Origin of the sequence: Ancylomarina euxina, assembly GCF_003863355.1 — a bacterium.
Classification (GTDB): Bacteria; Bacteroidota; Bacteroidia; order Bacteroidales; family Marinifilaceae; genus Ancylomarina; species Ancylomarina euxinus.
Genome location: NZ_QQWG01000016.1, coordinates 1 through 16100, shown reverse-complemented (window position 1 = coordinate 16100; position 16100 = coordinate 1). Strand labels below are relative to the sequence as shown.

Below are 16100 nucleotides of genomic sequence, written 5' to 3'. Positions count from 1 at the left end.
GGAAAAAGCAGAGATCTAGAAGAAAAAAGATGAAACTTTTTAATTTTTATTAAGCAGATAAGACTAGATCTGATGAAGGTATCAAGCAATAAATTGATAATCTACTTACATTCTTATGTTTTCAAACTAATAGTTTATTATTTTTACATGATTTTATAAAAAAATCCAGAGGAGATAACACGAAATACACTTCTCAATAAAAATTACAATTCAAAAAATACAAAATATGGCATTAATTAAATCAATATCAGGAATTAGAGGTACCATTGGTGGCCAAGTTGGAGACGGACTAAGTCCTCTCGACATTGTAAAATTCACGGCAGCATACGGTACATGGGCTATCAGACGTCATGCAGGTAAACGTGTAAAAGTTGTGGTAGGTCGCGATGCTCGTATTTCAGGTGAAATGGTCGATAGAATTGTTGTAGGTACTCTTATGGGATTAGGTATTGATGTGGTTGAAATTGGATTAGCAACAACGCCTACTACAGAGATCGCCGTAACCAGTGAACAAGCTCATGGTGGAATTATCCTGACGGCAAGTCACAACCCCAAACAATGGAATGCCCTTAAATTATTAAATGAAAAAGGGGAATTCCTTAACGACGAAGATGGTAAATTGGTTTTATCCATTGCTGACAATGAAGATTTCCTTTTTGCTGATGTTGATGATTTAGGTCAAGTTACCCACGTAACTGATTACAACGAAAGACATATTCAAGAAGTACTTGACTTAAAACTGGTTGATGTTGAAGCTATTCGAAAAGCAAACTTCTCTGTCGCTATCGATGCTGTTAATTCAGTTGGTGGAGTCGTACTTCCTCAACTTTTAAAAGCATTAGGCGTCGAGAATGTGATAGAACTTTATTGCGAGCCTAACGGTCACTTTCCACATAATCCAGAGCCACTACCTGAGCATTTAACTGCCATTGCTGATGTAATGAGAGAAGGTAAGGCTGATGTGGGTTTTGTTGTAGATCCAGACGTCGATCGTTTAGCTATGGTTTGTGAAGACGGTAGCATGTTTGGTGAAGAATATACACTTGTAGCAGTTGCTGACTATGTATTATCAAACACACCAGGAAACACGGTATCTAATATGTCTTCCACTCGTGCTTTAGCTGATGTAACAATCTCTCATAATGGAGAATATACAGCTTCAGCAGTTGGTGAAGTTAATGTTGTTACTGAGATGAAAGCAAAGAATTCTATTATTGGTGGCGAAGGTAATGGTGGTATCATCTACCCAGAATCGCATTATGGTCGTGATGCTTTGGTTGGGATCGCATTATTCCTAACGCATCTGGCTAAGAAAGGGAAAAAAGTATCGGAACTTCGTGCAGAGTACCCAAGCTACTTTATCTCGAAGAACAAAATTCAGTTGACTCCTGAAATTGATGTCGATGCTATTTTGGTAGCCATGAAAGAAAAATACAAGAACGAAAAGGTAAACGATATCGATGGGGTAAAAATTGACTTTGCTGAAGAGTGGGTTCACCTTCGTAAATCAAATACTGAACCTATCATTCGTATCTATTCTGAAAGTAAGGATGAAGCCAAAGCAAATGCCTTAGCTGAAAAGATCATCTCTGAAATTAAGGAGATTATAGCTTAACACAAGCAACGAATAATAAACTATAAAGGTGCTGAAATATTAATTTCAGCACCTTTTCTACAAACAACCCTATTGGTATCTAATTTTCATTAGAGTGGGAACTCCTTTGATACCAATTTTATTAACCACAACTACTTTTAATTCATTTATACCTTCTGGCAAAACAATGTCGCAACCATTATTTTTAACCTCAATCTCTTTATCATTCAAATAAACCTCATACTTATCAAACCAAGGCATATTATTCAAGAGTGATAGTTTAAAGTTTGGTCTTGCTGCAAAAAGACACATGTTCTCTTTAAAAGCTTCTGCTGTTTTAATATCACAGGCTTTCATTTTATTTCTTGAGCGTTTAAGCTCATTTTCGGGATAATTAATGATGACCATGCAACGATTTATGTCATGATAAATTAACTCCTTGTTTTTAGTAAATACATTCCTCCCACTGGGCATACTCTGAAATGTCAAATACTCATCTTTACCCTCCATTTGGAGAACAAGACCATAAGTATTGTTTTTTGCAATTTGATATACACCTATATACCCCAGATACCTTGTGATGAACTTTGGGTATGTTTCAGTCAATTCATTAATGCTGACATTAAGAAATTCAATATTTTTAAACTCAGCCTTTTCTTTCAATTTGAAAATATCGTAGATGTTTAAAATCTCATTTTGATATTTGGCATAAACATTGAATTGAGGATCTAGAAAAATCCATTTCTGCAGATTGTTTGACCATACTTCGGTAGCAACATGTCCCATACCACCACCACCATAAGCCACATCAACAGATCGTAAATTGACTGCTCTGGAAATATATCCAAAAGAAAGTAAAACATCTTTTAATACCTTTCCATATTCAACACACCTATATTGCTCGCCAGCCTTTGCATTTTTAAGGATATCAAGAGCTGTTAAACTTTTGTCAGCAGCATTCCATCCATTATGTTTCCACTGACTACTTACCCATGTCATTAGTTCAAAAAACATTTCTGGTTCACTCGTATTCTTAAGTTTTAAATCATCCAACACATATTTCTTCAGTTCTTCATAATCCGATGTCGAAAGAGAATCTGTTATTTTTTGGTATGTGTGATCAAATACCAGCTGAGTGTTATTACTACTTAAAACTTCAATTTTTTTCAGCTCACTTTGTGCTCTCAAAGAGTTACACAATAACAGTGTTAGGCCAAATAATATTATTCTTTTCATATCTTGTTTCCTAACCTCCTATTGTTTTTTCTTAATCAAATCAAGAACATATTTTATTTCAGAATGCTTATCAAAACTGTATTTTTTATAATCTTCCCAATTCATCATGTGTTCAGGATAGAAAGTTTTAGCACATCTATGAGTAGACGGCAAAAACTCTTGTAAATGATTTGATATAGAACCATTCAATTTTGTTAAAGGCAGAGTAAATGGCGTTGTTTCCATATATGTATTTGGCGCCTGACAAGAGGGTACTCCTACTACGGTTGCTCCCATTTTCCATAGATAATAAGCATAATGAAAGGCTGCACTAAAAGTTCGATCATTAGTAAGTACATAGATATTTTTGGGCTCATACAAGGGTTTACCATCATTCTCGTTTATAACAGGAGATAAATATGATTTTCCTTCAATAAAATTCTTACGCTTCACCTCTATTTTTTCTTTTTTATTACTTTTTTCTTTAAAAGCATAGTCACCAAATTTAAAATCAGACTCATTCTTTTTATTATACTCATCAAGTGTAGTACCAATTTTTTTCATATATAATGGCGAAATCAATCTATAATAATTAGTACTCATATCGGTTTCTAGATATCTATCTCCAAACATTTGGTAAAGCGAAGGACTTGTAATCGCTGTAAATCCACCTGTGTTATCACGAAGATCGATAATTAAGTTTTTCGAGTTATTTTTTTTCATCTCAATAAGCATATTATAAAATATCTCAATAAACGAAGGCATTTTATTTATCGCTTCAGCTTTATCCTTTGGTCTTTCACATTTCATTATTGTTTTATAAAAATAGTCGGTATACATCTCAAAATTAGAAAAGCCTCTCTCATCCATAAGAATAAACGCCCCTCTTGCCATCACCGAGGTCATACGGAGATGCATTGTCTCTCTCTTTTTATCAACAAATTGATATGATATATAATCATCCGAAATTTTATTCCAACTATCGGTCTCTACGATCTTTACCTCTTTATATTTATCGGAAGTCAAATAACTTATTAATATATTTTCTGTATCACCCGAAATAGTCTTTAACTCAAGATTAATTTCAGGTTCGATATTTGGAATTAATTTACCTGCATATATATAATCTGAAAATTTTCTACGGAAATAATGACATTTGCCATAATAGTTTTCTGTAGGATTTATCTCCCCTGCCTTTTCTAAAAGATCTTTTAGAGGAATGTTATTGACCGAAACTATACGACTTCCAAGTAAATGCTCATACTCTATTGGCAAAGCGGTAATAAACAAATTATCGGTTGCAGTAGATAAGCTTATTGGTAATTTCAGAGCATTGGGATCATTTTTTGGTCTAGCTACTCTCATGCCAGTATGACTATCGCCAAGCGTTGCAATAAACTCAGATATTATTGAAACAAATTCGTCTTTAGTATAATCGTTATTCTTTAATTTAGTTTCAACATCAAAAGCTCCTTTTTTAAAATAGACTCTTCCCCCATATGCCGAATAAGGATCAGGATGAGTCTCTTCAATTGCTGAAATAAAATACTTGAAATCGGACACTAATGTGTCTCTATTAAGTGTTTGTTGTGATTTTGCTGAACTTGCAATTATTAATAGTAGAACAATTGTGATAAATTTGATGTTTGGCATGGATTATTTTCTTTAAAATTTAATTATTACTGTAAAGATTAAATATTTTCTTCATAGGGTATTATTTTAATAGTTAGCACCTGTTTTTTCTTTTAGCCAACAATGGATTTCAACGATATCTGATTTCCAAACTTTTGCTTTATCGTTTTAACAGAATAAAAACGGTGATCAGCACCCATCAAAAAAATCAACTTCTTTCCGGGATGACGTTCAATTATTTTAATATGATATTTATGGTAAAGACAATTACTAACCCTACTGTCTTAGAGTTGACATAACATTTGACGCATTTATTATCTTTCAGGTTACAAGGAACTTTAAAACGAACTGCAAAACATGAATACAGTATAAATCTGTTTCGTTTTATATCATTTTATAAGGCTTTAATTCTCAACATCTACAAACTGAATATTATTTGAAATAAAATTCGGAATGCATAGTATCTGCTTATCCTTAATGATGAAGATATCCGCAGGCCCATCGTGTCCTTCCGAAATTAAAACTGGCGGATTCTTAAATGATGGATCGAAGCGATAAACAGAATTGCTCCCCCATGAGGAAACGTAGATATTTCCAGCATTATCTCTTGCTAAACCATCCAAATTACTCAGTTCAGTCGTAACTAACTCACATAAGGTAGAATCAGAAAGCTTAAAAGATTGGATTTTTGCATTAGCTCCCCAATTACAAATGAGAATAGAGTTTGTTCTTGAATCATACAATAAACCATTGGGACTTTTTATGGAGTCTACTAAAGTTGAATATTCTCCTGTTTTGATTGATATCTGAAAGATCACTCCTGTGCTCGTATCAGAAACCTAAAGCTTTCCCTTATTATCACTCGTAACGTCATTCATAAATACAGCACCTTCAATTACAACATTAAAGACTCTACTGGCATCGCACAATAAAAAGCCTTGAACGGAAGTATTATTAACAGATATTAATGTATCCCCAACAATCAACAGTCCTTTTGGAGCATTTAAATCGGTAGTTACGAAATCAGTCATCTTATTATCCGAGCCTAACTGAACAATTGTATTGCCAGCTTTATTTGATATAAAATACCGATCAGCAGCCTGATCGTATACAATACTTTCAGGATTATTATATGATTGCGACATAGAGATGCCACTTACCAGAAGAAGTAAACAAAGAGTAACAAAATATTTAATCATAATCATTTCTTTTAATTGGGTTGGGTTAGTTAACATTAATTAAGAGTACTGAAACAGCATATACCCTATCCATAAAAAGCTTATTTAATTTAAACGATTACCTCATTTACTATAAGGTAAAGCAAGCCTAGCGAATTATATTATTATACATATATATTTCTTTATCCTAAAGCACACCTTATTTTGTTAATTAATTCTTGGGTCTCTCTTTTAAGAACTAGGAATTGAATATTTCCAGATAAACATTAAAAGGATCCCTATACCAATTCGCTATCTGATACTTTAAAGAAAAAAAAGACAATATTATGGAAAACAAACACAATGGAATTTCAAACGATTTAAACCGGACATCAAAGTGCTTGTTTTCGTTTCTATTTCAAGACCTTAGGGTCTTTTTATAAAACAAGTCAAAAAGCATTTTTTTTACTTAGATTTTTATTTACTTTTGGCGCAAATGAAGTTCTAAACAAAACTCAATTTTAGTGCTTGGATGCAAGTCATCGTTTAAGAGATTCTTGAACATTGAAAAGCGATCTGACTGCTATAAAAAACACATAACAAATGCCAAAAATTTCGGATAAAGGCCGCTTAATGCCCGAATCACCAATTCGTAAATTGGTTCCTTACGCAGAAGCAGCAAGAGCTGCAGGTAGAACTGTATACCCATTGAACATTGGTCAGCCAGACATTAAAACCCCTGAGGTTGCAATGGAAGCGATTAGAAATTGTACTGAAAAGGTGATTGAGTATTCTCACTCAGCGGGTAATATTTCTTATCGTAAGAAATTGGCTAAGTACTATCAGAACATCGGAATTAATGTTGACGAAAATGAGATGTTAATTACAACTGGTGGTTCAGAAGCAATTACTTTCTCGTTGATGTCTTGTATGAATCCGGGTGATGAAGTTTTAATTCCAGAGCCATTCTACGCAAACTACAATGGTTTTGCTGTAGCTGCTGGTGTTGTGGTTAAGCCAATTACTTCTAGCATCGAGAACGATTTTGCTTTACCTTCAATCGAGGAGTTTGAAAAATTAATGACACCTAAAACTAAGGGTATCGTTATTTGTAACCCAAATAATCCTACTGGATATCTTTATTCAAAAGAAGAGTTGAATCAATTGCGTGAATTGGTTCTTAAGCATGATTTGTATTTATTCTCTGATGAAGTTTATCGTGAGTTCTGTTACGATGGAGAAGAGCATTTCTCAGCAATGAATCTTGAAGGCTTAGAGCAGAATGTCATTCTTATGGACTCAGTATCGAAGCGTTACTCTGAGTGTGGTGTTCGTATTGGAGCATTGATTACTAAGAACAAAGACGTGATCAATACAGCCTTAAAATTTGCTCAGGCGCGTTTGTGTCCTCCTGCTTTCGGTCAGATTGCTGCAGAAGCTTCTCTTGAAACTCCTGCTGAATATTTCACTGAAGTTTACAACGAGTATATCGATCGTCGTAACTTTACGGTTGAAGCTCTAAATAATATGGATGGTGTTTATTGCCCAACTCCTAAAGGTGCTTTTTATACGGTAGTAAAGCTTCCTATTGACGATTCAGATAAATTTGCTCAGTGGATTCTTGAAAACTTTGAATATAAAAACCAAACTGTAATGGTTGCTCCTGCTACAGGATTCTATGCAACTCCAGGTTTAGGTAAAAATGAGGTTCGTATTGCTTACGTTCTTAAAAAAGAAGATTTAGCAAACGCGATGGAAACATTAGCCGAAGCACTTAAGGTTTATCCAGGAAGAACAATCTAAATAGATATATCAGAAAAGGCTCCAAAATTATTTGGAGCCTTTTTTTATTCTATACGATATACGAACTATTTAACCAGTTCAAAATTCTTAATGTATTGATGCATGTTCCACAAGCCGTCCATGCCTTCAGGGATATGATAGATATAATGAACCTCCGTTGGAAAATGGTAATCCTTATCGTATTTCACTTTTATTTCCTTCAAGGAAGAATCGGCTAAACCATCATCAGGGTACCTATTCAAAATTTCTTCAAACAAGTCATCAATAAGGTATTTATCCGCATCTTGAATGCCATTCTCAACAAGAGCTGTAATATTTTCTGTTTCTCCATTCAATATCTCAACACTTATATGCGAAGTAATTCCTGAATAAGAATAGCCAGAATTAGAATACTCATATGTAAAATTCTGAAGATTCAATTCTTCCCACTTTGCTCTATTGGTCCGGAACTCTTCCTGATTAAATTCAACTTTTCTACTTGGATCATCATCACAAGCACAATAGGCTATAGTTAGAATTAGCAATATTATTGAATATTTAATTTTCATAGCATATCGATTTAAATTAACATACAATTTAACTCTAAGATGTTAAAAAACAAATCCAGTCGCGTCTTAAACAAAGAAAATTTAAGATTAAACAATTAATAGAGATCAAATTGCATAACTACACCCCTGGATTACATACTCAAAGCCACAAACATTCATATTTAACCTCTAGATCAAATCGCAAGCATCTGCTGGTATCCAATGTTTGTCTTTTCCATCCCATTTTACATTACAACCAATCGGGTTAGTTATAGGTACTGAGATAGGCTTCCCTGCCAGGTATTCATCAATCGCTCTTTCCAAATCACGAACTTCAGCCTTTGAAGTATCCTTAGGATTATCAACAGCTCGCCCCGTGTAAATCAGCTTTCTCCCTTCATCAAAAAGATAAAAATGAGGCGTTTTTAATGCGCCATATGCTTTTGCAACCTCTTGTGTTTCGTCGTATAAATACACCCATGGGAAATCATATTCTTCCATTCGATCTATCATATGATCGTAATCATCCTCAACATAGGTATTGGCTGAATTTGAATTTATGGCAACAAACTCAACACCATTAGGAATGTATTTTTCAGCTATTGCACGCGTATCTTCATCTGAACCGATCACATAAGGACAATGATTGCAAGTGAAAAAAACAACAAGCAATTTAGATGATTTAAAATCTGAAAGTTTATATGATATACCGTCGGTTGCTAGTAAATTGAACTTAGGAGCTTTGTCAGTTAATTTTAAGGTAAATGCCATTTTCTTAAATTTTTAAATAAATAAGATCCAAGTTATAGATTATTCTTAAATTTTCTAAATAAAATATTCAGAAAATAATCAACCAATAACATTCATTCTTTCCTTTTTGAATCAGGATAGATCAAATAATTCTTTCTGATTGACTTAAACTCATCTAGGTTCTTTTGCCACGTCTTTCTTATTTCATCTTCCGATTGACCTTGAATAATTTGTTGGCGCAAAAGCTTTGTGCCAGCCAACTTCTCAAAAAAGGAATTGAAGAACTCTGTTTGAGCATTTAACTCTGAGTAAGCTTTTAGTAAAAAAGATAAGTCAAGTTGTTTTTGTTCCCTTAAACGTTCAATATCAATTAAGCTCAAATCTTCACCTTTACATATTTGCCCTTTAAACTTGGGATTCTTGCTTGCACCTACAATACTTCTGGGTTTAAACTCAAACTTCCCTTTTTTCAATAGCGGATGTCCATAAACTTGAAAAGGGTAATCAGTGCCTCTACCAGCACTAACCACTGTTCCTTCAAAAAAACACAGAGATGGATAAAGTTGTATCGATCGATAATTAGGCAAGTTTGGAGAAGGTTTTACGGGTAATTTATAAACTGAATTTCGTGCCCAATTTTCACAAGGAATTACAGTCAAATCACATTTAATGCCATTATTTAACCACTTTTCACCATTTATCATTTGTGCATATTCACCTATTGTCATGCCGTAAACAATAGGAACAGGATGTAAGCCAACAAAAGATTTACAATCCTTTTCCAAAACAGGTCCATCAATATAATGAGCATTCGGATTGGGCCTATCCAAAACCATTAAAGGAATATCATTCTCAGCACAGGCTTCCATCATATAGTGCAAAGTCGATAGATAGGTATAGAAACGAACCCCCACATCCTGCAAATCGAAAACAACCAGATCTACTTTTGATAAATCTTCGGGATAGGGTTTCTTATGTTTTCCATATAATGAAACAATAGGCAATTTCGTCTTAGAATCTATAGCATCTTTTATTTTTTCTCCTGCATCAGCTTTACCCCGAAAACCATGTTCTGGACTGAATATTTTTATCAGGCTAACTTCCTTTGACAAAAGAAAATCTACCAAATGATCGTTCTCCACAAGTGAAGCCTGATTTGCAACAAGCGCAATCTTTTTGCCTTGCAAGATTGACTGATACTCAGAAAAACGCTCAGCAGCAGGAACAATTTTATTTGATGTCGTTTGGGAACAAGCCATTTGAAAAATCAAAAAACACAAAAGAAATGTGAAGAGATAGATTTTGTTTCGTAGCATTCTTCTAATTTTAGATTTACTAAGTGTGAAATTACTATTTTTGTATCTAACACCTGTTAGGAATTGAATTATTATTAACACTTAACTGTAGTTGATTTTAAAGTTAACTTTGATAAAAAATATCGATTTGAATTTAGAACTCTTCATTGCCAAGAAAATCACTTATAAGAATAAATCTGACCGTCAGATTTCTCGCCCTATCATTAGCATTGCTACTCTTGGAATTGCTTTAGGTTTATCTGTTATGATTCTTGCTATAGCTATTGTTACGGGTTTTAAAGCTGGCATTACTGAGAAAATTACTGGTTTTGGTTCTCATATTCAAATTAGCAACTACGACAATAACAATTCATTCGAAACCTACCCAATTGATATAAACCTGGTTCCTTTTGATCGTTTGTCCCAAATTGAGGGGATAAAACACATACAGAGTTTTGCCACCAAACCAGGTATTATAAAAACAAAGGAAGAAATTCAAGGTATCGTTCTTAGTGGAGCTGCCTTAGATTACGACTGGTCATTCTTTAAAGATAAATTAGTTGAAGGTGATACCATAAGCATGGTTCCTTCAAAAAAGAGCAATCAAGTTCTCATCTCTGAAAAATTAGCGAAACTTCTTCATTTAAATGTAGGTGAAAAACTAATTATGTACTTTGTACAACAACCTATACGCCAACGAGCCTTTACTATTTCAGGTATCTACAATTCGGGTATGGATGAATTTGATAAACTTTTCGTAATTTGTGACATGCGCCATATTCAAAAATTGAATAATTGGGACGACAATCAGGTTAGTGGCATAGAAATAACATTGGATGATTTTAAAAATCTGGATGAAACAAAGGATCTTATTCGTGATAATGTTACCGGTATATTTACTAACGATGGATCAACATTTAAAGTCAGAAGTATCAAACAGAGGCACCCTCAAATATTTAACTGGCTTGAGATGCTCGATCTTAATGTTTGGATAATCCTGGGTTTAATGATCCTAGTAGCAGGGTTTAATATGATTTCAGGTTTACTTATTATTATTCTTGAGAAAACCAACATGATTGGTATTCTTAAAGCTCTCGGTACAGATAATTGGTCCGTTCGAAAAATATTCCTCTATCAATCATCCATGATTATTGGCAAAGGAATGCTTTGGGGCAATCTTATCGGTATCGGAATCTGTTTGATGCAATATCAATTACAAATTATAAGTCTCGATCCTGTCAATTATTATTTGGACACTGTACCCATTAATCTAAATGTATTTCACCTTGTCTTATTAAATATTGGAACACTTATCGCTACGGTGAGTATGCTTCTTGTTCCTTCTTATTGGATTACTCGTATTACACCAAGCAAGGCAATAAAATTTGACTAAGCTAAAATACAAGGACATAGACTCATACCAATTATTGCACATTATAAGGCATAAATTATTCTAAACTCTTGGAAGATTGAATCGAGGTTTTCCTTATATTTAGTGGTAGTTTAATACACTATCGAAATGATACATCCCAATTCAATAAATAATATAGATCAGTTTGTAGAAGATTTTATTACAGCGTTTCAGAAGGGCTTACCTGGTTCTGAAGCTCAACAAAAGATGTCGCCATCAATTCGTAACCATTCTAATAAAATAAATGATCCCAGATTAGCAAGGGATAGTAGTGTTCTAATTCTATTCTATCAAAAAGGAGAACAATTATACTTCCCACTCATAGAAAGAAGCAATGGAGATCATAAGCATAGTGGTCAAATTAGTTTACCTGGAGGTAAATTTGAACTTAGCGATAGAAATCTTGTTGAAACAGCTATAAGGGAAACCGAAGAAGAGTTAGGCTTATTGGGAGAAAGAATACACATTATTGGGCCGATCACAGGTCTGTACATCCCAATCAGTAATTTCCAAGTTCAACCTATAGTTGCCTATTATGAAGGCTTACCTCAGTTCAAGGCAGATTCTTTTGAAGTCAATCAAATCATCGAAACGAATATTCAAGAGCTATTTAAAGCTGAGAATAAGCATGAAGAAATGATCTATAAAAATGGATTTGAAATAAAAGCTCCCTATTATGAGATAAAAGGACATAAACTGTGGGGAGCTACAGCAATGATTATATCGGAACTCGAGGAATTACTCAAGAGAGCTAGTCTCATCGAGTAAAACCGTATTTTGGTAATGCTCATAAACTAACAGAATATTTTTCACATAATTGTAAGGTTCTTTTCCTCTACAATAACCATATTTCACAACTGGATCTTTATAGAATTCCGGCTTTGATTTATTTAGGAGATAATAATCAACACTACCTTGCCATAAATCGGGATTCTGACCATTCTTTTTGGCCAAGCGTCTTGCATCAAGAATATGGCCTAAACCAACATTATAGGAACCCAATAGGAATTTCAATTTATCTGTTTTATCTATAAGTATTTTATCTAATCGACGACTTAAATACATCAAGTGTTTTGTCCCAGCCTTAAGATTTTCTTCAGGTTTAGAGTCTTCATCAACATCATAACGAAATGCAGTTTCAGGCATTAATTGCATCAAACCAAAAGCACCAACCCATGATTTAGCATTAGGATCGAAATGAGATTCTTGAGAAATTAAAGCTGATAATAATCTCCAATCCCAATCAATTAACTTAGAATTTTTCTTAATGAGATCATCATATTCCGAAATCTTACCACTCTTGAGTGTAAAATACTCGCTATTGTGACGATTTAAAATTCTTGAACTCAAAAAATACTTACTATATATTTGGTTGTATCTAGCTGTCCCTTTAAAATTTTCAAGCCAAGTATTAATCGCCTTAGTTAGCTCATCACTCCCTTTTCTCAATGCCCAAGCCATGTCTTGTGGAAAACTAATCTCAGTATCAATATCGATATTAGGGTAGTAGTTTTTATTGACAATAGCCACGTTTTGATCCGCTATTGTATAATCAATTTCACCTCTGGAAACCTGCTCAATAAGTTCTTCAACTTCGATTCTTTCTAACTTTTCTATATGGATAGAACGTCCAATTTCTTTAGATAGATTCTCCAATCTCTCGACATAAGCTGAAGCTTTCTGAACATGTATCAACTTATCACCAAGTTCCAATTGGTTTCTGATAATAGGCATAGAATCATTTACAGAAGACATTCGTTGAATTAAAACTTGCTTCGACTGACTATGAGGTAAAGTAAAATTAAACCGTTCTTGCCTATCTTGAGTAATAGCCAGGTTCATTCCAATAAGATCAATATCACCATTCTCTAAACTAGAAAAAGCTGAATGAAGATCATTTTCAACGCTCAACACTAATTTCACATCTAATTCTTCAGCAAGAGCACTCAGTAATTCATACTGAAAGCCCATAGCTCGTCCCTTGTAAATGAAATAATTGGTAGAATTATAATCAGTACTTACTCTCAATTTACCACGCAACTTAATGTGCTTTAATCCAAGCACAGTCTTGTCTGCCTGACGTAATCTTATCGTTTTTCGATGTTGATTACATGTCTGCAGGAAGATCATGAGTATTAGGGGGATGATTAACTTTATATATTTAAATTTAAACATATGCGATTTCTTACCGTTATTTAAATTAATTAAAAACGGACACCTAACCAAAAAACAGACAGTTCATTGGTCAAATTAATTTGATATTTTTTAATCGTAAAATGTCCATCGCAATCCATATTTAAGCATACCTGGATTGATTGGATAATGAAGAGAGCTGAAGTAGTTTTGACTACCCATTTTAGCATTTAAGTGTTCGTACATGATAAAAATACGAGTTCTCTTAATTCTAAAATTGAAATACAAATCAACTTTAGGATAATCCCCTAACTCTTGCTCATTCTGCAAGAAGAATTGTCCTGTTGATGGCATGTAATTCGGAGCGTAAAAAGAAGTATTGTAATAAACAGAAAAACCTGCTTGTATGTCTAAGGCACCATTAAAAAATGTGTTTGAATAATAATTATTACTATAGACTGATAGATCTGGTAAGGGCAGAATTTTTTCATTAGAACTCTTCTGACCTACAATTTTCTGACTTAAAGTAAACTTACCTAATCTAAAGTCCTTCTCAATATAAGCCGTTGCAACCTGGATAGATTTACTCGTTTGAGAAAGAATTGTATCGTATCCAAAATAGGTGTAATTCTCCAAGTTATTTATTTGTCCACCAATCTTAAATCCGTATTTATTTACTTGATATTCTAATCCTAAAGATAATTCTTTGCTTTTATCTAAATTTAACGACCATTGCTGATGGTTTCCATGATATTCAGTCATCAAGAAATCTGGCGTATTTGATTTAATCTGTGAGGTAATTTCAAGACTTTGTCTGTTTATTGAATCTCCAAACTGATAAACCAAATCCCCATCAAGTTGGTAATCATTTTGATTATAGCCCTCAAAAACATAAGAACCTGAGAATTTCCAATTCCAATCCTTTCCAGTTTGACGAAAGATACTTGTCATCAACTTGGTGTTGTGAATATTTTTATCCTTTTGAGAATATAAATTCTCACCAACTGGTCTACGCAGATTATAAGTTGAAAATTGATTCAATAATCCTAAACGTGCACCAAAACTCAACTTTTTATTCTGATTTTCATTGAAGACGATATGAAAACCGTTACTAAGCATCTTAAGCGTTGTTTCATCAGCACTCTTGTCATTATTCAAATAAGTACTCTTGAAAAAATCTTTATTGACTACACCTTCCTTAAATTCTCGACTATCTGATTCAAAATTAGAATCATGAATCAATTTAACTGGATAAATTTGACTGGTATCACCATCAATAATCAGATCTTTTCCTTTACCTAGATTGTAATATTGGTTTGCAGCAAAATTAAAATTCGACAGTTTATTTTTAGTTTCTGATAATTTCACCTGTACATTTTCAGGATCAATTACTGTGTCTCGAATCTGCCCATCATCATTGACTCCACCATTTTCATTTACCAAGATTCTATTCTGATTCAATATAAAATGAGCTCCATATCGTCCCTTCTCGTAATTCGAAAACAAATTAAAATCATACAACCTAGTTTTCTGATTTTGGTATTGCCCTTCGCTTGAAATCAAGTTAAAACTGATACCTACGTTCCAGAAAGGATTAATGTTCTGAGTATGTAAAACTCGAAGATTATTCTCAGCTCTGTCTTTAGAACCAGCTGTCTCATAAAAGAAACTTGTAAAAGGTGTCGTAGTATTAAAAAACAGGACTTCTTTGGGCATATTCATATAAGCCTCAAAAGTATTGAAGAACATAAAAGACTCCTCACGAACACGATCTTTGAAAATTAGGCTCTGATAAGGTGATCCTAGATTCCCAAGATATGAATTAGCAATAGTTCTTTGATAAATAGGATTAAAGTTGTGGATATTGCCCAACAAAGTATCCACATGAAGATTAAATTTTCGGGTACCATAATCTGAAAGTCGCCAAGTTTTAATGTGCGACTCAACACTATTATAGCCTAGACTATCCATTTCACTTTTTTCGCCATCACGCTTTAGTCCATCAGGCTTCAAACCACGATCTCCTTTGCTTCCTAACCTAAGAGATTTAGTTTCAGTTTGTGCTGCCAAAGACAAGCTTAGGCAGAAAGTAAATATGATTAATATGAAAATTTGTTTCATAGCCTGCAAATATAAGGAAAGTGTCAATAAGAAAATTATTTTTCAAGTATTAATCGGTTAAAAAACATTAATACTTGACGAAAAGATATTGCAAAATGACGAACGATACCAATATTAACTATACTACTAGTCAGAATATTAAACACTACACCCATTTAATAATAAGTTAAAGACATTAGATATAAATTCCATATCATATCGTAACTCTAAAGTCAAAATGATCAGCCCGATCTGCGGGAGAAGCAATTGGGAATTTATAACGCCTCTTTGTTTTTCAGAGATTAGGGCATAAAAAAAGCGTCTTGCTTCCATTGGAAACAAGACGCTTAAAGGTTGGCATCGACCTACTCTCCCACCTTTCGGCAGTACCATCGGCGCTAATGGGCTTAACTTCTCTGTTCGGGATGGGAAGAGGTGGAACCCCATTGCTATAGATACCTGAAATCTTCAGTTATCAGCATT

The 16100-nt window shown here is 33.7% G+C and carries 13 protein-coding genes and 1 rRNA gene; 4 read left to right on the top strand and 10 right to left on the bottom strand.

What is annotated here, in order from left to right:
• Positions 1–226 precede the first annotated feature (226 nt).
• Positions 227–1615 carry a phosphoglucosamine mutase gene (gene glmM, locus DWB61_RS13640; protein WP_125031471.1) on the top strand — a complete coding sequence of 463 codons (1389 nt, stop codon included), beginning with the start codon at positions 227–229 and terminating at the stop codon, positions 1613–1615.
• Positions 1616–1684: 69 nt separating this feature from the next.
• Here the strand turns inward: glmM and DWB61_RS13635 are convergent, their stop codons facing one another.
• The 4 genes from DWB61_RS13635 to DWB61_RS13620 form a co-directional block, all read right to left on the bottom strand.
• Positions 1685–2830 carry a hypothetical protein gene (locus DWB61_RS13635; RefSeq protein ID WP_125031470.1) on the bottom strand — a complete coding sequence of 382 codons (1146 nt, stop codon included), beginning with the start codon at positions 2828–2830 and terminating at the stop codon, positions 1685–1687.
• A gap of 18 nt (positions 2831–2848) precedes the next feature.
• A complete protein-coding gene (locus tag DWB61_RS13630; protein WP_125031469.1) occupies positions 2849–4462 on the bottom strand; it encodes a S41 family peptidase in 1614 nt (537 codons plus the stop codon).
• 383 nt (positions 4463–4845) lie between these two features.
• On the bottom strand, positions 4846–5259 hold the full coding sequence (locus DWB61_RS13625; RefSeq protein WP_125031468.1) for an NHL repeat-containing protein: 414 nt from the start codon (positions 5257–5259) through the stop codon (positions 4846–4848).
• 21 nt (positions 5260–5280) lie between these two features.
• Positions 5281–5640 (bottom strand): hypothetical protein, encoded by a 360-nt coding sequence (locus tag DWB61_RS13620; RefSeq protein WP_125031467.1) that lies wholly within the window; start codon positions 5638–5640, stop codon positions 5281–5283.
• Positions 5641–6201: 561 nt separating this feature from the next.
• Here DWB61_RS13620 and DWB61_RS13615 point away from each other — a divergent pair.
• Positions 6202–7401, top strand: a complete 1200-nt coding sequence (locus DWB61_RS13615) for a pyridoxal phosphate-dependent aminotransferase (protein ID WP_125031466.1) — start codon at positions 6202–6204, stop codon at positions 7399–7401.
• A gap of 65 nt (positions 7402–7466) precedes the next feature.
• Here DWB61_RS13615 and DWB61_RS13610 read toward each other — a convergent pair whose 3' ends face one another.
• The 3 genes from DWB61_RS13610 to DWB61_RS13600 all read right to left on the bottom strand — a co-directional run bounded on the left by DWB61_RS13610 (position 7467) and on the right by DWB61_RS13600 (position 9994).
• The gene (locus DWB61_RS13610) at positions 7467–7949 is read right to left on the bottom strand and encodes a DUF6174 domain-containing protein (RefSeq protein WP_125031465.1); all 483 of its coding nucleotides are present in this window, start codon (positions 7947–7949) and stop codon (positions 7467–7469) included.
• 168 nt (positions 7950–8117) lie between these two features.
• Positions 8118–8699 carry a thioredoxin family protein gene (locus DWB61_RS13605; protein ID WP_125031464.1) on the bottom strand — a complete coding sequence of 194 codons (582 nt, stop codon included), beginning with the start codon at positions 8697–8699 and terminating at the stop codon, positions 8118–8120.
• Positions 8700–8791: 92 nt separating this feature from the next.
• Complete coding sequence (locus DWB61_RS13600) at positions 8792–9994, bottom strand: exo-beta-N-acetylmuramidase NamZ family protein (protein ID WP_125031463.1); 1203 nt, start codon at positions 9992–9994, stop codon at positions 8792–8794.
• Positions 9995–10121: 127 nt separating this feature from the next.
• On the opposite strand from DWB61_RS13600, the gene DWB61_RS13595 reads away from it, so the two are divergent.
• Both DWB61_RS13595 and DWB61_RS13590 read left to right on the top strand, forming a co-directional pair.
• Complete coding sequence (locus DWB61_RS13595) at positions 10122–11366, top strand: ABC transporter permease (RefSeq protein WP_125031462.1); 1245 nt, start codon at positions 10122–10124, stop codon at positions 11364–11366.
• A 126-nt stretch (positions 11367–11492) separates the two neighbouring features.
• Complete coding sequence (locus DWB61_RS13590; protein ID WP_125031461.1) at positions 11493–12152, top strand: NUDIX hydrolase; 660 nt, start codon at positions 11493–11495, stop codon at positions 12150–12152.
• Here DWB61_RS13590 and DWB61_RS13585 read toward each other — a convergent pair.
• The 3 genes from DWB61_RS13585 to rrf form a co-directional block, all read right to left on the bottom strand.
• Complete coding sequence (locus DWB61_RS13585) at positions 12123–13514, bottom strand: MltF family protein (protein ID WP_158614426.1); 1392 nt, start codon at positions 13512–13514, stop codon at positions 12123–12125. The genes DWB61_RS13590 and DWB61_RS13585 overlap by 30 nt on opposite strands.
• Before the next feature lie 135 nt (positions 13515–13649).
• On the bottom strand, positions 13650–15638 hold the full coding sequence (locus tag DWB61_RS13580; RefSeq protein WP_125031459.1) for a putative porin: 1989 nt from the start codon (positions 15636–15638) through the stop codon (positions 13650–13652).
• 331 nt (positions 15639–15969) lie between these two features.
• A 5S ribosomal RNA gene (gene rrf, locus DWB61_RS13575) occupies positions 15970–16080 on the bottom strand.
• Positions 16081–16100 lie beyond the last annotated feature (20 nt).